Annotated in this window: 14 protein-coding genes; 8 read left to right on the top strand and 6 right to left on the bottom strand. The window is 43.8% G+C overall.

The features are described from left to right. Positions 1-195 precede the first annotated feature (195 nt). The 3 genes from IEE83_RS08815 to IEE83_RS08805 are packed head-to-tail and all read right to left on the bottom strand — an operon-like array spanning position 196 to position 5,744. Positions 196-3,324, bottom strand: a complete 3,129-nt coding sequence (locus IEE83_RS08815; RefSeq protein WP_194120224.1) for an efflux RND transporter permease subunit — start codon at positions 3,322-3,324, stop codon at positions 196-198. Between the two features lie 10 nt (positions 3,325-3,334). Continuing rightward, positions 3,335-4,396, bottom strand: a complete 1,062-nt coding sequence (locus IEE83_RS08810) for an efflux RND transporter periplasmic adaptor subunit (protein WP_194120223.1) — start codon at positions 4,394-4,396, stop codon at positions 3,335-3,337. A 7-nt stretch (positions 4,397-4,403) separates the two neighbouring features. Then, a complete protein-coding gene (locus IEE83_RS08805) occupies positions 4,404-5,744 on the bottom strand; it encodes a TolC family protein (RefSeq protein WP_194120222.1) in 1,341 nt (446 codons plus the stop codon). Positions 5,745-6,153: 409 nt separating this feature from the next. On the opposite strand from IEE83_RS08805, the gene IEE83_RS08800 reads away from it, so the two are divergent. The 3 genes from IEE83_RS08800 to IEE83_RS08790 all read left to right on the top strand — a co-directional run bounded on the left by IEE83_RS08800 (position 6,154) and on the right by IEE83_RS08790 (position 7,868). Beyond that, on the top strand, positions 6,154-6,741 hold the full coding sequence (locus IEE83_RS08800) for a porin family protein (protein WP_194120221.1): 588 nt from the start codon (positions 6,154-6,156) through the stop codon (positions 6,739-6,741). Between the two features lie 123 nt (positions 6,742-6,864). Continuing rightward, positions 6,865-7,395, top strand: a complete 531-nt coding sequence (locus tag IEE83_RS08795; protein WP_194120220.1) for a Crp/Fnr family transcriptional regulator — start codon at positions 6,865-6,867, stop codon at positions 7,393-7,395. A gap of 131 nt (positions 7,396-7,526) precedes the next feature. Further along, complete coding sequence (locus IEE83_RS08790; RefSeq protein WP_194120219.1) at positions 7,527-7,868, top strand: hypothetical protein; 342 nt, start codon at positions 7,527-7,529, stop codon at positions 7,866-7,868. Positions 7,869-7,893: 25 nt separating this feature from the next. On the opposite strand, the gene IEE83_RS08785 is transcribed toward IEE83_RS08790, so the two are convergent. From IEE83_RS08785 to IEE83_RS08775, 3 genes are all read right to left on the bottom strand, one after another. Further along, a complete protein-coding gene (locus IEE83_RS08785) occupies positions 7,894-8,097 on the bottom strand; it encodes a hypothetical protein (RefSeq protein WP_194120218.1) in 204 nt (67 codons plus the stop codon). A 527-nt stretch (positions 8,098-8,624) separates the two neighbouring features. Further along, complete coding sequence (locus IEE83_RS08780; protein ID WP_194120217.1) at positions 8,625-11,270, bottom strand: ABC transporter permease; 2,646 nt, start codon at positions 11,268-11,270, stop codon at positions 8,625-8,627. Positions 11,271-11,285: 15 nt separating this feature from the next. Continuing rightward, a complete protein-coding gene (locus IEE83_RS08775; protein WP_194120216.1) occupies positions 11,286-11,621 on the bottom strand; it encodes a PadR family transcriptional regulator in 336 nt (111 codons plus the stop codon). A gap of 529 nt (positions 11,622-12,150) precedes the next feature. Here IEE83_RS08775 and IEE83_RS08770 point away from each other — a divergent pair. The 5 genes from IEE83_RS08770 to IEE83_RS08750 all read left to right on the top strand — a co-directional run bounded on the left by IEE83_RS08770 (position 12,151) and on the right by IEE83_RS08750 (position 17,648). Continuing rightward, on the top strand, positions 12,151-13,209 hold the full coding sequence (locus IEE83_RS08770) for a sensor histidine kinase (RefSeq protein WP_194120215.1): 1,059 nt from the start codon (positions 12,151-12,153) through the stop codon (positions 13,207-13,209). Beyond that, complete coding sequence (locus IEE83_RS08765) at positions 13,206-13,898, top strand: LytR/AlgR family response regulator transcription factor (RefSeq protein WP_194120214.1); 693 nt, start codon at positions 13,206-13,208, stop codon at positions 13,896-13,898. Before IEE83_RS08770 ends, IEE83_RS08765 begins: the two co-directional genes overlap by 4 nt. 20 nt (positions 13,899-13,918) lie before the next feature. Next, positions 13,919-15,661, top strand: a complete 1,743-nt coding sequence (locus IEE83_RS08760) for a CocE/NonD family hydrolase (RefSeq protein ID WP_194120213.1) — start codon at positions 13,919-13,921, stop codon at positions 15,659-15,661. A 261-nt stretch (positions 15,662-15,922) separates the two neighbouring features. Further along, positions 15,923-16,717, top strand: coding sequence for an SDR family NAD(P)-dependent oxidoreductase (locus IEE83_RS08755; RefSeq protein WP_194120212.1), 795 nt, complete (start codon positions 15,923-15,925; stop codon positions 16,715-16,717). Positions 16,718-16,733: 16 nt separating this feature from the next. Further along, positions 16,734-17,648, top strand: coding sequence for a helix-turn-helix domain-containing protein (locus IEE83_RS08750; RefSeq protein ID WP_194120211.1), 915 nt, complete (start codon positions 16,734-16,736; stop codon positions 17,646-17,648). Positions 17,649-17,656: the final 8 nt, after the last annotated feature.

The following is a 17,656-nucleotide window of genomic DNA, read 5'->3' as shown; positions in this document are numbered from 1 at the left end:
GGGATACCCCAAATTAGCTTGGATATCATCGTATTTCCAGAAAGTAAATAAAATGGATATATTCTCTAAAACCTAAAACGTTTGTGAAGTACGGTTAGTGGACAGACTGATTTTTATATCAAAATTTTTTGAAGTTCCCCACAGCTTCGGAGTTCACCTGTAACACTACGACCGAAGTGTTACAGGTGGAAACATTTAAGCATTGTACATTACAAGTGCTTGACTTTCAGGCGGTGTTTTCTTACCAAATTTTATAATGAGCTTGTCAATGATCAAATACATGGACGGCACCACAAAAAGGGTCAGAAGCATGGAGCTGGTCAGGCCGCCAATGATAACCCAGGCCATTCCATTTTTAATTTCCGATCCAGCGCCACTGGCCAGGGCGATCGGAAGCATCCCCAGTATCATGGCAAGCGTCGTCATTAAGATCGGACGGAGTCTTTCTTTGCCGGCTTCTATAAGCGCATCGTGGGCGCTATACCCTTGGCTTTTGAGCTCATTGGTGAAATCTACGATCAAAATCGCATTTTTTGATACCAAACCCAGCAGCATAATCACCCCGATGATCGAAAAAACATTCAGCGTCTCCATGGCCAGAGCAAGTGCCAGAAAGGCGCCGATTAAAGCAACCGGTATAGAGAAAAGCACCACAAAGGGATAAACCATGCTTTCATAAAGTGCCACCATAATCAGGTACACTAAAAGAACAGCGGTGATCAGGGCAAGTCCCAGGCTTCCGAAAGCGTCTCCCTGGTTTTTGGTATCGCCAAGAAATTCAATCGTTACACCATCAGGAAGTTTGATTCCCTTTGTTTTTAATGCGATCTCTTCGGAAACAGAACCAACAGGCCGGCCCACCACATTGGCATTTACTGTGATTGCATTTAAACGGTTATTACGTTGTAAGACGCTCTCTCCCAGCGCATCGCCAACTGTTGCAAACTGGCTGAGCACAAAACTTTGCCCGTCACCGTTGGTAAATGATAGATTTTTGACATTGGCGATCTGCGAGCGATTGTACGAATCCAGCCCAATTTTGATATCATACTCATTACCAGACTGTTTGAACTTACTTTTATCGTTACCGCTGAAAGCATTTTGAAGTGCTGCACCAACCTGGCTGGCATCAAGTCCCAGCAGTGTCATTTTCTCACGGTTAAGCTTTACGTCCACCTCCTGCTTTTGATCTTTCACCGAAAGTGCAACAAACTGGGTTCCCGGAATGCTTGTGATAGTATCCTTAAATTGTGTGGCGACTTTTCTGACATTAGCCAGGTTAATTCCTTTGATGGCCACTTGGATCGGCGCTGAACTGTTGCCCGATATGCTCATGGGTGTAACAGAAACCTTGATGCCAGCGATAGCCGCACTGATTTGTTTCTGCATTTTTAATCCAAATGCATCAGGATTAAAATCTCTTTCCTTTTTATCAACCAAACTTACGGTGAGCTCCGCCAAATTGCTATTATTGGCAGCACCTGAAACACTTCCTGTCACAAACCCAATACTGGAAAAAACATTGAGTACTTCCGGCTCTTTCATAATCATTTTTTCAACGTGCTGAATGACCATGTTTGTCTGATAAATGGTAGCAGACGGGTCAAGTTCAACTTTCATAATTACTTCACCCTGGTCGGCCGCAGGAATAAAGGTTGCACCGATGAACCCTTTGGCAACAAGCATGAGCGATCCAACGATAAGAATCAGCACAGCAGATAAAATATAGCGTTTTTTTCTCAGCGCTTTTTCAAGAAGATATCCATAGTCTGCTTTGAGCTGATCGATAAAACTTTCGAAGCCAAGATTGATCCTTCCCCACCAGGTTGTGGAATTCATCTCTTCAATTTTTCCAAAACGGCTTGCAAGAAGCGGCGTCACGGTGAAGGAAACAAAAAGACTCATCAGCGTAGAGATAACCACGACAAGCGAAAACTCCTGAAGGATCGAGCCAATGATGCCGCCCGAAAGGGCCAGTGGAAGAAATACTACCACATCGACAAGGGTAATGGCCAGGGCAGTAAAACCGATTTCACTCCGACCTTCGAGCGCTGCAGCTGCGCGGTCTTTACCCATCTCCAGATGCCGGTAAATATTTTCTAAAACCACAATAGAATCATCCACCAAAATTCCAACGACCAGCGACATTGCCATCAAAGTCATCAGATTCAGCGAAAAGCCCAGAAAATACATGGCAATAAACGTAGGGATGATTGAGCATGGAAGTGCGATCAAAACAAACATGGAGCTTCTGAAACTATGCAGAAAAGCTAGCATCACAAAGCCCACAATGATGATCGCGAGCACCAGGTCTTCCATCACCGCGTGGGCCGATGAGAGCGTATAAGTGCTTTGATCACTGGATACATCAAATTTGACAGCCTGGGATTTATACTGTGATTCCAGCGAAATAAATTTTTCTTTCACAAGCCTGCTCACATCAACCGCGTTGGCATCCGACTGCTTGACAAGCTGTATGCCAATGGAAGGAATGCCGTTAATGTGGTTGATCGCGATTGTTTTGGCGGTGCCATCCACCACTTCGGCAACATTTCCAAGGTAAATCACGCCACCAACACGCTGGTCCCGGGCTATGATCAGTTTCCGGATCTGCTCAACGGATGCCACATTAGCATCATAACGGATCGAAAACTGCTGGTTTTTTGTCTCGATCTGCCCGGCAGGAAACGACTGGTTCGCCTTGGCAACTGCCATGGTTATCTGGTCGATGCTCAGATTATAACCCTTTAATTTGGCCTGATCGATATTGACCTGTATCTGACGCTCGTTTCCGCCGATGATATTTACCTGGCCTACTCCCTCAATATTCTGAAGCAGCGGGCGCACCTGCAGATCGATCAGATCATACAGTTCCCGTGGCGCTAGTTTTGAAGTAACCCCGGCTTTGATCACAGGCGTTTCTTCAAGACTGACTTTATTGACAAGTGGTTTATCAATGTCATCCGGCAGCTCATTTTGGGCCTGATCTGCTTTTCGCTGGATATCACGTTCAGCCTTATCGACATCGGCGTTACTTTTCAGCGTCACCGTTATTTGTGAGACGCCTTCCTGGGACGTGGAACTGATCTGGTCCAGACCTTCAATTGAAGCAAAGGCATCTTCCAGTTTTTTGGTGACCGAGCTCTCTACCTCGGCGGCAGACGCCCCTGGGTAAATCGTACTGACACTGACTACATTGACCTGAATTTTGGGCAGTAGATTGTAGTTAAGAAGAAAATAACTCTGCACGCCAAAAAGTATGAGTACTGTAAAGATTACAACGATTAACAAGGGCCGTTTGACGGCGATTTCAGATACTGACATATGCCTTTGATTAATTGGATAAACTGACTTCTGTTCCGTTTTTCAGATTGATTTGTCCGGATGTAACCACCCGGTCGTCCGCTTTCAACCCGCTGGTAATTTCAATGAGGCCGCCGATTTCCATGCCGGATTGTACTGGTGTAAGCACTACCCGGTTATCCTTCCCGATCACATACACCGAAGCATTTTTCACGCTCTCGGTGAGCGCCTCACGGGGAATTACAATTACATTTTGTTTTGATTTCACAGAGAAATCTGCGTAAACAAAAGTGCCTGACCGAAGCAGGGTTTTGGCTGTATTGTCAACGATAATTTCTGTCATATAGTTATGGGTAATATCTGCCTGCGGACTGATGAAAGTCACCCTACCGTTAAATACCGCGCCAGCATATACGTCGGTTGTGATTTTTACTGTTTGCCCGGCTTTTACCTGATATACCTCCGCTTCTGTCAGATTAACCTGCACTTTGGTTCGCGAGAGATTTACGATGGTTGCTATCTCTGAACCCGCATTGGCAAATACACCTGCTTCCATGCTTTTTGCTGAAATGGTGCCACTGGTTGGCGCCTTGATAGAAGCGTCACTGATTTGTTTTTTGAATTGATACACCTGCACCAGCGCATCATTATAATCCTGGCGGAGCTGGTCAAGTTTTTCTTTGGTCGCAGCCTTTCCCTGGTAAAGTTCTGTGTAAGTCTGGACGTCTGATTTCAGTTTGGCAAGATTGCTTTCTGCTTTTTGAAGGTCCAACTCTGCGGCTCTGTGATCGATTATGGCCAAAACCTGCCCCTGACGCACCTGGTCGCCAAGCTCAAAACGAACATCCTTCAAAATTCCGCTGGCGGTTGTGATCACTTTTGATTCTTTAAAGGGCGCTAGATTTCCCGTCTTGACGATACTGACCTCGAGCAACTGCTGCTTGGCTTCGGCATATTTAACCGGGATTCTCACTGCCGTTTTTCTCTCGGGCTTGTTATTTTTATCGAGGGTCCTTTTGTTAGCGGTCAGTTTGTAAGCGATCAAAAGGATCACGCCCAAAAGCACTATGGAGATGATGTATTTTCGTTTCATGTTGTTATTAAAGCGAGTGGTGAAAAGTTGTCAAAGTTCCGTTGGCTTTTTCCAGGTCGATTTTGGCGATCAGGTAATTATATAATGAGCTCAGATAATTGCTTTGCGCTTCTTTTAATGAGTATTGCGAATTAAGCCAGTCAGTCAGCCCGGTTACGCCTTTCTGGTATTGCAGGTCGGTACTTTTAAAAACCGATTCTGCCAGAGCGATATTTCGTTTGTCGTTATCCAGACTAGCTGTGGCCTTGATGAGCTTGGTACGCGCATTTTCATACTCCAGATTGAAGTTCTGCTGGTCTATTTTTAAATTTTCCCTTGCGTTCACCTGTTTGATGCGGGCCTGATTATACTGGGCATTGCGTTTAAATCCATCGAAAACAGGAATGGAAAGCTTGATACCTAAGGCGGCGTAATCGCTGATCGACGAAAAAGATTCGCCCAGATTATCGCCAAAACCTATACCGCCGTATTTGGCGTAAGCGCTCAGTTTAGGAACAGCCGTTGCCCTGATTCTGGCCTGGTCAATATCCAGAAGTGCGATATTGATTTCAGAAAGCTTAAAATCGATCCGATTGGCTGCGCTGAACGACGGAAAGCTTCCGACACTTAACTGTGTTTGAGCAACAACTGGATCATCCAGATCGAAATCTTGGATTCTGACCGAATCGTCCAGCTGATAACCCATCGCGTTTTTCAATTGATTATATGCCAGTTCAAGATCACTTTCGCCCGCCAGAACATCAGAATAGATATTGTTGTAATTGACCTGCACTTTATTAACATCCGCCTCCATGGCCACACCTTTTTCCAGTTGCAATTTTGAAATGGCAAGCTGCTGTTTGTAAGATTCCAGATTCGCTTTTAGAAGTGCCAACTGCTGGCGGTAGACCAATATCTGATAATAGGCATTACTGATATTGTAGATAAGTATCTCCTGATTCTGCTCACCGCTGAGCTGCGCTTGTTTCAGGGAAATTTTATTGGCTTTAAGTCCTGTTAGTAAAGACTTATCAAAAATCGTCTGCTCCGCCTGGGCAAAGTGATTGCTGCTAAAACGCTTGGTAAAAGCTACCTTCACGTCGGTCGGGCCGAACACACCTGCTGGTATCACCTGCTGCTGTACCTTGATGTTATCATCGATTGTGCTGGTAATATTAACCGCCGGAAGATAAGCGGACAGCGCCTCCTTTGCCTTATAAGTGGCCGCATCCACATCATTTTTATAGACCAGAACGCTGCGGTGATGCATCAGGCCGTAATCGATGCACTGCTTTAAAGTCAATTGCTGCTGGGCCCAGCTGAGCAAAGGAAAAATGGCAAAAACAAGTATATAAAAAGACTGCTTCATAGGAATATAGAGCACATCATGTGCATGTTTAATTCCTTCAAAATTGCGTTAATACCAGTCAAGCTTGTCACAATTCGTGACCGAAGCGGGCAAATTAGGCTGGGAAACGCATATAGGAGAGTTGGTTTTACCGTTCACCAAAAAGCACAACACACATTTCGATAATTCAGCCGTACCGTCAAGGATTTTAAATCCACGAAGATAAAAAAGATCATCAGTCGGCGCCGGATGCGAAAAAATACAAAATTGACAACGACCATTTAATTTCAGGTCATTTAATTCCGCCTCGCTTTTGACTTTGCCCGTTTCCCCTTCCTTTTCTTTTTGCCAGTCCCAAGTAGTTGCAATCTTTGACCCAACAAAAATCAGGCAGGGGCCTGAAACTTTACATTTTAAAATTAAACTGATCATGAAAAAATTACTCTTTCTTACACTGATGTTTGCATCTGCAAGTAGCTTCGCACAGAGCCAAAAACAAAGCATAATGAAAAGAATTCAGGTAGGGATTACTGCCGGAGGAGATTACAGTGACTTTATGAATGCTGACTTTGATACTGAAGGGTTGCCTGGTTTTCATGCGGGGCTGATCTTGGGTTTTAAAATCAATGACAAACTATCTGTTCAGGAAGAAATTTTATTTTCCCAGCAGGGGGCCAAATTGAAAGGGGACTTCCTTGGCAAACAAGATTTGAAATTATACTATACCAGCATACCTATTCTATTGAAATACCGGACCAGTTCAGGGTTCTACGTTGAAGCAGGTCCTCAGGCCAGTTTTAAAATCAAAGAGGATGTTGTGGGAATTACAGATGGCGACTTTGCCGAAAAGCTGGATTTTGGTGCAGCGGGTGGGCTGGGCTTTCAGTCGAAGAGCGGTTTTGGTATTGGAGCTAGGTATGTCTACGGGTTTTCTCCTGTTGGCGCATTTAAGAGCTCTGTCGTAAAGAAGGATTTCACCAATGCAACTGCCCAGGTAAGTGTCTTTTATATTTTTTGATGACACAACGCAGTAAGCACGTTGAGGCCCTGAGTGATAACGGCTAATAATTTTCACAGAGGCCTTTTATTTGTATATTTGACAATGACCAATGTCAAACTGCTCGAGTTTATTAGAAAATTAATGCCTGACTCCGGGGATGGTTTACCGCTGCTTGCAAGCATTTTTGAAGGTGAGACCCTTAAAAAAGGAGAGGTTGTTTTGAAGGAAGGTGAAATTTGCACTGCGTTTTATTTCGTTGAAAGTGGCCATCTGCGTACATGCTATCAAAATGATGGCACTGAAATTAATCTATACTTTCACCTGGAAGGTTCCATTACCTCGGATCATCGAAATGCGAAGAATAGTATTCCTTCAAAATTCACCATCAAAGCGGGTGAGAAAAGTAAAATTTGGATATTGAACCGAAAAAAGCTGGAAGAGCTTTGTTATGCGAACGATCAAATTATGATTTTCGGAAGAAATCTGGTGAGTCATATAGGACTGAATTTGCACGACAATGATGTTTTATCTAAAATGTACTCTCCGGCGGAACATTACGCCTATATTCAGAAAAACAATCCCGATCTTTTACAACGGGTTTCTATTTCCAACCTTGCGTCCTATCTAGGGATAGACCGTAGAACGCTTACGCGGATCAGGGGAAAACGATAATATTGGGACTTTTGTCTCAGGATGAACTCGTCCCAATCTGCTAATTTTGAATTTATCAGGTAACAGCGCTAAGTCTCCCCTCAAAATAGAGACCCTGATAAACCATGTTCGAAACCATAAGCAGCAGATAAATGGATTATCCTTCAAATGAAAACCCGCTTAAGACCCGGTGGTATCACTATATAGCCGCCTTCTTCGCAGGCGTATTTTTAGTGAATATCATCCCACATTATATTCACGGCATAACCGGAAAGCCATTTCCAACACCCTTTGCCGATCCTCCCGGCAAAGGTTTATCATCTTCTGTTCTTAATGTTTTATGGGCAACGATTAATTTTTTGATCAGTTTTTCAATTTTTTATCTTGGCAAAATCAGCAAACGTTCAAAATGGATTTGGATCGCTATTTTTGCTGGTGGCATTGTCATGTCTTTTTATCTGGCTCATTATTTTGGTTCTCAGACAACCCTATGATCAGACAATTAGTTTATGTAACAATTTACCTGGCACAAGCAGGTTCCCTTTGCTCATATCCTTCATAACTGGCCCTGCCCAGATAATACGATAGCTGAAAATAAGACCCGTTCGGTGTTATTTCGTATAGCGCCAGCCCGACTTCCATGTCTTTTTTATTGATGATCGCTTTAAGTTCGCCCTGTAAAGCGCCGCTCACCGAAACTGCTTTTTCCAAGGGGCGGCTCATAAAGAAAAGCCCGTTGCTTCTGTCGACTTGCTTTCTGACAATTGGGTCTGGATAATAATCATTGTTGAATGATTATGATTCGCCCAAATCGACTTTCTGGAATAGAATACCTGGCTTCAAAGGTCTTTTTGCGGTGAATACAGGCACTGTGGCCGGAATGCTGTCAAGTAAAACCGGACTTTTGGGTTCTATCTTTTCCAAAGAAGATGCATGTTTTTAGATGCTAGCGCGATTTTCCTCGAAGATACTTTCAATGTCAACCAGCTAAATTTATTCTTCCTAAGTCTAATAATAACAGATAATAACGGTTCGAAACCATACGGTTTTAGCTGATTAAATAAGCCCAGAACCGATCTCCACGCAGTTTTTGCTACACCGTCTTGGTGCACTGACTTCTCTTTTTATCTTCCCGCGCCTCCCGCAATGCGCTTTCAAATCACCGGATTTTCCTCTCAAAACTTGGTGCAAACGGCCTGGTTAACAATGAAGGAAAGCCTTCGCAGTTGCCTTGGTTTCTTTCCTGGTGCTTACTCGCTGCGAAGGCTATTGACCGGGTTTGCCAAAGCGGCTTTTACACTTTGGAAGCTTATCGTTAATAAAGAAATCATAATAACAATCATGGCCGAAAAGGCAAACAACCACCCGTTCAGCGCAATCCGGTATGGATAATTTTCCAGCCATTTATTTGCTGCCAGCCAGGCAAGGGGTATTGCCAATAGTAAGGCGATCAGGACAAGTTTTAAAAAATCCCTTGACAAACTGGCCACAATACCAGCAACTGAGGCGCCCAATACTTTACGGATACCGATTTCCTTTGTCCGGGTCTCAGCAGAGAGCACCGACAATCCCAGCAGACCAATACAGGATATGAAAATGGTTAAAATAGCTCCGAACAACAATATTTGTTTCCATTTCCCTTCCGCTTCATAACTCTTTAGATTTTCCTGGTCTTTAAAACCATAAGAATAAGAATCGAGCGGAAACATGTTTTTAAAAGTTTCTGCAATGTATTTTAAACTACTGGTTTCACTGCCGGGTTTAATTTTGATATAGAACATCCCATAGTCGCTGCCCGGATTCATTGTAAATAGTTGGGGTTCGATTTTTTCGGTAAGGGGTTTAAAATGATAGTCTTTCACCACCCCAACTACCCTGTATTTTTCATGGGTATCAAAAAAAGCAATTTCCTGACCGACCGGCTCCTTCCAGCCGGCCTGTTTCACAAATGCTTCATTGACTAAAACCGAATGGGTTGAATCGGAAGGATAACTGCGGGAGAAATTTCGTCCTTTCAAAACAGGAATTTTTAGTAATGGGATAAACGAGGCGTCGATCGTTTCATACGTAATATTTACCTTTTGATCTTGATTTACCTTTACGGTATTGCCCGAATAACCATTGTTCTTAAATGCGACACCAGTAATATTTGAATTCTTCATTAATTGTTCCTTAAATAATGCTGCCTGATCGTGTTTAGTGCTCCATTTCTCAATGGTTATTAAATCACTGTCATCATAACCCAGCTTTTCGCTGGTCAGAAAATCGAATTGTGAAAAAATTACAAACGTTGAAATAATTAGAAATGAGGCCAGGCCAAACTGTAAAACGACCAGAGACTTTTGAAGGTAGTTTTTCCCGTTCAAAGTAAACCTGGCATTAAGCGCACGAACAGGGTTATAGTCCGAGATAATTAGTGCGGGATAAAATCCTGCGAGCAGTACCGTACTGATAAAAAGAATAATATACCCGGCTATGAGTTTAAAATCAACAAGGTAAGAAAGCGCCAGCGCCTTGCCGGATAACTGGTTAAAAACCGGAAGAACTACTTGCACCAGCAAAATTGCAAGTACAAAAGCGGCCAGACAAAGCAGAAACGACTCGCCCAGAAACTGTACAATCAGCTGATTTCTGTTACCCCCGATTGCTTTTCGAATGCCAATTTCCTTGGCACGTTTTATTGACCGCGCTACCATCAAATTCACAAAATTAATGCAGGCTATGATCAGGATAAAAAGGGCAATACCGGAAAGAATGTAGGAATAAGCCGGATTACCCGCGTCCGAAAGTCCATCACTTGCCGGTACATTCTCACTTAGATGGATTTCGGTAAGCGGCTGCAGGAAAAAAGACAGGCCGACATCTGCCAAGCCGTATTTTTCGCGGATCATTTTGATAGATTCTGCTGCATCTGCCTCGAAGACTTTTTGCATCTTAGCGTTTAGGGTTTGTACATTCGTATTAGGAGCAAGAACGACGAAAGTATTCAGAAAAAACCTAAACCAATTTTCGTTAACACTTTCTTCACTGGCTGAAACATTCAAAGGACGTAAAACCTGGAATTTAATCGATGAATTCTGTGGACAGTTTTTGGCAACCCCTGTGACGGTAACAGGGTTGAACCCTTTGCCATCTTTTAAAAATATGGTTCTGCCCAAAACATCTGTTGTACCAAACTGCTTTTGTGCCATGTCTTCTGTAATGACTACCGAACCCGGGTCAAGTAGAGCGGTTTTGGCATTACCGCTGATCAGTGGAAAAGTAAATACGGAAAGGAAATTGGAATCCACCAGGCTCACAGCTTGAAGTTGAATTTCCGTACCCATTTTCATTTCCACCTGAGCCTGTTGCAGCCGGACAAAAGCTAAAATTTCCGGCACTCCTGCCGAAAACCGGGATCCCTGAAAATAACCGGTATAACCACTGTTTGCGGCAATTCCTTCCGATTTGATTATTTTTCTGTCCACACGGTAAATCTGACTGACCCCTTCATGGAATTGGTCGTAGCTGATTTCATCTTTGGTATAAAGCATAATAAGCATCGCTGCGGCCAGCCCGATGCTCAGCCCTGCTACATTGATGATTGAATACAATTTATTTTGAAAGAAAGTCCTGTATGTGATTTTGAGGTAGTTTTCAAACATGGCCGAGTCAAGTAAAAATGTTGAGGGAAACGCTTCTTTTTGTCTTTTTATAAATGCCGGGCGAAGGTAGGCAAGCGATTCAAGCCAGTATCTTCTGCCGGCTTTCGCTGCTCCCTGCTGCTGCATCCGCCGGTAGTAACGCTCCTGCAAATCACCGAGTATCTCTTCGCGAAGATGCGGAGCGACCAGCATTTTTATAAAGTTTGTAACAAACCGTGGTGGCGGGCCTGGCGCGGACTTTTTTGATTTCATGGCTACAAGAGATGATCAGCTCCATTCCAGGCGAATAGACGGAAGAATCCGGTCCCACAGCCGGCTGCGAACCGCCCTTGCTTCCTGCAATACCCGACCGCCCAGTGCTGTTACTGCATATAGCCGTTTTCTTCTGCCTCCCCTTTCGGCAGTTGCTTCTCCCCAGACAGACCGAAGATACCCCTTCTGTTCAAGCCGCTGCAGGGCTGCATGTACGGCACCGGAAGTAACGAGATTGCCAGTTTCGCTTTCCAGCTCTTCTGCGATAGCTACCGTATAAGCGTTGGGCGACAAAGCTGCAACCGCCAGCAGCACCACTTCTTCAAATTCTCCTAGATCGCTTCGTCTCATCAGTAAAGCAATGTTTAATAAAATATGACTATATAATCTATTTCTGTATAACAAACTATGTGCCAGGACGAAAAAAGTGCCATTGCAGCTTAGGAGCCGACATTTTCATAAAAACGTTAAACCGAAATTGTCCAGAATCGAACAATTGCTGTTCGTCTCTGGACAAATAGCAAAGATTGGTACAACTCAATGCCATCGGCTACATAAAAAGTGGTTGAACGGCAACAATTGATTCTGCTGGCAACCAAATAGCATCTTTTTTATTCTATGTTTTGACAATAGTTAGAGATATGGTCTGCGTTATGTATTAAAGATCAGGATTACCACCGAACTTGAGGGTACTCGACCCTCCCTATTGTACCCAGCTAGTTAAACTTTTGATGGCTATTTCTTCTCTACGTATTGTCGGCAGGCGGAAATAAAAGATCTTACCAGGCATACCGCGCTTACCCACCAAAATTCTGCGCTGCTGTACTTTATCTTTTTTATTATCCCAAGTCTTTGTTGTTTTGTTTCAGACAAAGCAATTTTGGAAAACAAACCTTTCATATCACATTATTGGAAATGCCAGCTTATAGGCTGGACGAGCGCTTCTTTGTACTGGACGGTCCAGGGCTATACTGGCAGCGGGTTCAGGTGGGATTTGGCATGGGTGCATCTGTTATCAGACGTGCTCATGTATATTGCCATCACCCATCTATACCGCAATTTTGCATTAAAAAACCGGTGGCAGCAGCTTCCACTCGACCATTTATTGTGGCGTATGCTTCTTGCCATACCAGTTATGGGCGTTTTCTATACGGTCGTTACGCTCGTAAAGCTTTACTTGATAAGGGGCCTTTTCCTTCAAAATTACCAGCAGCGCTTTGGCGATTTTTTCGAGCTGAACGGACTGGGCATTTTCATAGGGGGCATCCGGTTAATGGCGATATGGCTGCTGGCTTATCATTTATATCATTACGCCAAAAGGGAAATCCGCTTATCGGGCGAAAATGCAAGGCTCGAACTTGGCTTTAAGCAGGCGCAGCTGGATAATCTTTCCGCGCAGCTTAATCCTCATTTTTTATTCAATTCCCTTAATACCATCAAATCGCTCATTTATACCAATCCTGATGCTGCGGGTCGTGGCATCGATTTATTAAGCGAACTGCTAAGAAGCGGACTTTACAGCGGGCCATCCATGCTGATCAGTTTGGAGCAGGAAATGGAGCTGGTCAGAGATTATCTTGAACTCGAGCAGTTGAGAATACAGAAGCGGCTGACTTATGACCTAAATATCGACAAGTCACTTTTAAGCCAAATGGTGCTGCGTCTGAGCATGCAGGCTCTGGTTGAAAACGCGGTGAAACATGGGATCGCGCCTCGAAAGGAAGGCGGAAATATTGATATTTCTGCATCGAAAAAAGAGGGATATTTACATCTGAACGTCACAAATCCGGGCATACTGGAATATAACAATAGCCATGAGGGCATTGGTCTATTCAATCTGAGGGAAAGACTGGAAATGACCTACCAGGGACTAGCATCCTTGAATTTAGTTCAGCAGGGTAAAAAAGTTTGTGCGCAAATTAAGATTCCGCTCCTATGAAAGCCATTAAGGTAGTGATCATTGACGATGAGCGCAGCGCCAGACAGGAACTACTCCGGATGCTGAAAGCATATCCGCAGCTGACGGTTCTGGGAGAAGCGGCCGATGCCGATCAGGCTGAGGGATTGATTAAATCTTTGCGCCCAGACCTTATTTTCCTTGACATCCAGATGCCTGGCCGGTCGGGCTTTGAGCTTTTGGAAACGCTGGACCACTTGCCGCAGGTGATCTTTGTTACCGCTTTTGACCAATATGCGATCAAGGCTTTTGAGGTAAGTGCCATGGATTACCTGATGAAGCCGGTACGTGAAGAACGCTTCGCAAAAGCGGTAAACCAGGCTATTGAAAGAATCTGTGGGCAAAATGAACCATCCGTATTTGTGAAGGACAAAGGCAGGTACCATCTGATCAAATGGAAGGATGTACAGCTGATCGAATCAGTGGAAAATTATGCCAGGCTCTGGTTTGGAAAAAACCAGGTACTTCTGAAAACTTCACTCAATAAGCTGGAACAAAGCCCGGATTGCAGCATGTTTTTCAGGGCCGCAAGAGGTCAGATGTTCAATATAGATTTTATCAAATCTATATCAAGAGAAGATAATGCGATGACCGTGGAGCTTACCACGGGCGAGCTGGTCCATCTTTCAGAGCGGCAGGCTGCCAAATTCAGAAATCTCAAAAGACAATAAAACAAAACTTACTGATGAATATGAAATCGAAAAAATTCGGTGTGGCCCTGCTATGCCTTTTAATCAGCATTGCGGGCTTCGGTCAGCAGAAAACAGACTTGCCAGATACGAGCAGCTATCTGATCCAGGACAGTGTGATGATCAAAACCAAATATGGTATTACGCTCTCAGCGGTGGTGGTAAGGAAAAAAGGGCCAGAGCAAAAACTGCCGGCAGCTCTTTTCTATTTTATTTATTCCAACACAAACAGAAGTCTGACAGAAGCGAAATACGCGGCCGATCATGGGTATATAGGTATTGTTGCAGATGCCCGGGGAAAGCGGCTCAGCCCTGACAAACCAGAGCCCTACGAGCATGAGACCAAAGATGTGAATGCTGTGATCGACTGGATTACTTCTCAGCCATGGAGCGATGGCAGGGTTGGCATGTATGGAGGCAGCTACTCAGGCTTTGCACAGTGGGCAGCGGCCAAAAACCTGCACCCTGCCCTTAAAACGATTGTGCCTTATGTGGCAGCGATTCCCGGCCTGGGGCTTCCGATGGAAAACAATGTATTTCTGACGGCAAATTATCAGTGGGCGTTTTATGTGACCAATAGCAAATACACGGATGATGCTGTGAATAGCGACAATGCCCGCTGGCGCAGGATGAGAGGCAAATGGTGGGATAGCGGCGCGGCTTACAACAGGATCGACAGTATCGACGGAACGGCCAATCCATGGCTTCAGAAATGGCTGTCGCATCCAGACTACGATGCTTACTGGCAGTCAATGGTGCCTTATAAGAAGGATTTTAAAAACATAAATATACCGGTACTTACCATTACGGGTTACTACGACGACGGGCAGGTTTCGGCCTTGGAATATCTTCGGCAGCATTATAAATATAATCCGGCCGCAGAGCATTACCTGATCATCGGTCCCTATGATCATTTCGGCGCGCAGCGTGGCGGTACTGCCGATTTGAGAGGTTACAAAGTGGATTCACTTGCTTTGATCAGTACCCGGCAGATCACCTATCAATGGCTGGATTATGTTCTAAAAGGCGGAAAGAAACCTGAATTGTTAAAAGACAAGATCAATTTTGAAGTAATGAGCGCTAATATTTGGAAACATACACCCTCTTTGGAAAAGATGGAGCCCCAAAAAGTCAGGTTTTACCTTGACAGCACTGTGGCCACAGCGCCTGTGCTCACGCAAAAAAGACCATTGAAGCCAGGTTTTATATTCCAAAAAGTTGATTTGGGTGAAAGAAAATCATCCAATAATGATTACTATCCGGACCCAATTATCAAAAAGGAAATCGACAGAAGCAACGGAATTTTCTTTATGAGCCGCCCCTTTGAAAAAGCAGTTTCGGTGAGCGGCGCTTTACAGGGTGAACTTAAAGCGGTCATCAATAAAAAAGACATCGACGTCGGGCTGGTGCTATACGAAATAACGCCGGACGGATCCTATTTTCAGCTATCGTATTACCTGGGCAGGGCCAGTTATGCGCAGGATATGAGCAGAAGAAAGCTGCTTTTGCCGGGAAAATTGGAAACAATTCCTTTTTACCGGTCAAGGCTTTTTAGCAGGCAACTGCAAAAAGGCAGCAGGCTTCTTTTGGTTTTGAACATCGATAAAAACCCATTTGCCCAGATCAATTATGGAACAGGTAAAGACGTAAGCTTTGAAACTATAAAAGATGCAGGTGATCCGCTGGAAATCAGATGGTCAACCCAGAGCTTTATTGAGCTGGGTTTTTCTGATACTGATTTTTGACATGAGGTAAATGCGTCAATGGTACCGGGATCGAAGGACATATGAAGAGCGCTGGCGATTAAAATCCTCGGGTAACAAGTCCGGAAGGAAAAAATCTAATTGACGGCCCGGGTGCATAAAAATTTTGCTGCAAACCGAAGATAAGTGTTGATATAACAGGACTACACCGCACAATCTGTCATTTGAACACAACCAACCGAGTTTAGAACACTTTTAAGTACATAAACTATCTCAACTTTGCTGCATAAATTAAAAGAAAAAATGGAAGTAACATTAATAACAGGAGCCTCAAGTGGAATTGGTGAAGCGCTCGCATTCAAACTTGCAGAAAGAAAACATAATTTACTGCTCATCGCCCGAAGCGGTGACAAACTGGAAAAACACTGTAAGCACCTTACGGACAAATTTGGCATTAACGCACAATATATTGCAGCAGACCTGAGCAGACCTGACAGTTCCAACGCGGTGTTTGAAGAAAGCAAAAAAAGAAATCTTTCCGTAACGATGTTAGTCAACAATGCTGGTATCGGCTCAAGCGGTGAGTTTGTGCGCAATAACCTGCAATCGGAACTATCAATGCTTCAACTGAACAATGCTTCATTGGTGGCTCTTTGTCACCTTTTTTTACCCGATATGATAAAGAGCAAAAGTGGCAGTATCATCAATGTGGCTTCTCTGGCCGCTTTTTTCCCAAGTCCCTATATGGCTGTTTATGCTGCATCAAAAGTTTTTGTGCGCTCGTTTACACAAGCATTAACCGAAGAATGTAAACCATATGGCGTGCACGTGCTGCTATTCAGCCCAGGATTTACTGCCACCAACTTCATGAATACGCCTGCTAATGACAATGCCTGGGGAAAAACGCTTACCGAAGGCGCCTATACGCAAACATCCGAGCAAGTAGCCCTTGAAATGATACAGGCATGGGAAAAGAAAAAAACGTTTCATGTATCAGGCCGCTTTAATTCATTTGCCACCAAAATAGGGGCTCTAATACCCAATGCTGTCATTGCAAAGGTATTTGCCGGTAGCAAAAGAAAGAAAATGAATTTATAAGGGCGTATATTTAACTATGGCAAAAGATAACCTACAAACGATCGAGGTAAAATCCATCGCCCAAAGCAATCAGCTACTTGGACTTGGAAAGCCCAAACATCCATTATTCAGTATTGTAAAATTTGAAGATATCGCTCAAATTATCAATGGCCGAAGGGTGCGGTTATTTTTTAATTACTACCAAATTGTTTTGAAAATTGATTGTCCGGGAAAGCTACAATACGGGCAAACCAGCTATGACTTTGATGAGGGTGTTATGTCGTTTTTTGCACCGAGACAAGTGAATATTTTAGATGAAGGTGAAGTTTTGGCAAAATCAGGTTGGTTGCTAAACATCCACCCGGATTTTTTAAGAGCACATCCCTTAGGTCAAAAAATAAAAAATTATGGCTTTTTTGAGTATGCAGTAAACGAAGCCCTGATACTTTCAGAAGAGGAAGAAGAGTCGATCCGGCGAATATTTGAGCAGATTGAAAAAGAGTATAACCTGCCGATCGACAATTTTAGCCAGGACGTAGTAATTTCAAACATTGATTTGCTGCTCACCTACTGCAACCGCTATTATAACCGCCAGTTCATTACACGAAAGCCCAAAAACAGCGAGTTTCTTGATAAAATTGAAAAAATATTGATCGAACGTTTTGAAAACACATCCGAAAAGGGTTTGCCCATGGTGAATTCCCTTGCTTCACAAATGAACCTGTCGCCAAAATATTTAAGCGATTGTTTAAAGCAGCTTACCGGGCGAACCGCCCAGCAGTACATCCACGACAAGTTAATTGACCATGCAAAAGACATCTTAACCAGTACCAAGCTTTCAGTTAGTGAAATCGCTTACCGGTTAGGGTTTGAATATCCGCAGTCGTTCAGCAATCTATTTAAAAGCAAGACAAGTAAAACACCGCTGGAATACAGACAATCATTCAACTAATAAAGCTA

The sequence above is a fragment of the Dyadobacter subterraneus genome (assembly GCF_015221875.1).
Lineage (GTDB): Bacteria > Bacteroidota > Bacteroidia > Cytophagales > Spirosomataceae > Dyadobacter > Dyadobacter subterraneus.
This window is presented reverse-complemented; position numbering and strand designations above follow the sequence as displayed.

What these genes read in the sequence shown, in the direction of transcription:
- IEE83_RS08815 (WP_194120224.1), bottom strand. Translation starts at nt 3,324, where the DNA reads ATGTCAGTATCTGAAATCGCCGTCAAACGGCCCTTGTTAATCGTTGTA.
- IEE83_RS08765 (WP_194120214.1), top strand. Translation starts at nt 13,206, where the DNA reads ATGAAAGCCATTAAGGTAGTGATCATTGACGATGAGCGCAGCGCCAGA.
- IEE83_RS08760 (WP_194120213.1), top strand. Translation starts at nt 13,919, where the DNA reads ATGAAATCGAAAAAATTCGGTGTGGCCCTGCTATGCCTTTTAATCAGC.
- IEE83_RS08810 (WP_194120223.1), bottom strand. Translation starts at nt 4,396, where the DNA reads ATGAAACGAAAATACATCATCTCCATAGTGCTTTTGGGCGTGATCCTT.
- IEE83_RS08800 (WP_194120221.1), top strand. Translation starts at nt 6,154, where the DNA reads ATGAAAAAATTACTCTTTCTTACACTGATGTTTGCATCTGCAAGTAGC.
- IEE83_RS08785 (WP_194120218.1), bottom strand. Translation starts at nt 8,097, where the DNA reads ATGAGCCGCCCCTTGGAAAAAGCAGTTTCGGTGAGCGGCGCTTTACAG.
- IEE83_RS08795 (WP_194120220.1), top strand. Translation starts at nt 6,865, where the DNA reads ATGCCTGACTCCGGGGATGGTTTACCGCTGCTTGCAAGCATTTTTGAA.
- IEE83_RS08775 (WP_194120216.1), bottom strand. Translation starts at nt 11,621, where the DNA reads ATGAGACGAAGCGATCTAGGAGAATTTGAAGAAGTGGTGCTGCTGGCG.
- IEE83_RS08750 (WP_194120211.1), top strand. Translation starts at nt 16,734, where the DNA reads ATGGCAAAAGATAACCTACAAACGATCGAGGTAAAATCCATCGCCCAA.
- IEE83_RS08780 (WP_194120217.1), bottom strand. Translation starts at nt 11,270, where the DNA reads ATGAAATCAAAAAAGTCCGCGCCAGGCCCGCCACCACGGTTTGTTACA.
- IEE83_RS08790 (WP_194120219.1), top strand. Translation starts at nt 7,527, where the DNA reads ATGGATTATCCTTCAAATGAAAACCCGCTTAAGACCCGGTGGTATCAC.
- IEE83_RS08805 (WP_194120222.1), bottom strand. Translation starts at nt 5,744, where the DNA reads ATGAAGCAGTCTTTTTATATACTTGTTTTTGCCATTTTTCCTTTGCTC.
- IEE83_RS08755 (WP_194120212.1), top strand. Translation starts at nt 15,923, where the DNA reads ATGGAAGTAACATTAATAACAGGAGCCTCAAGTGGAATTGGTGAAGCG.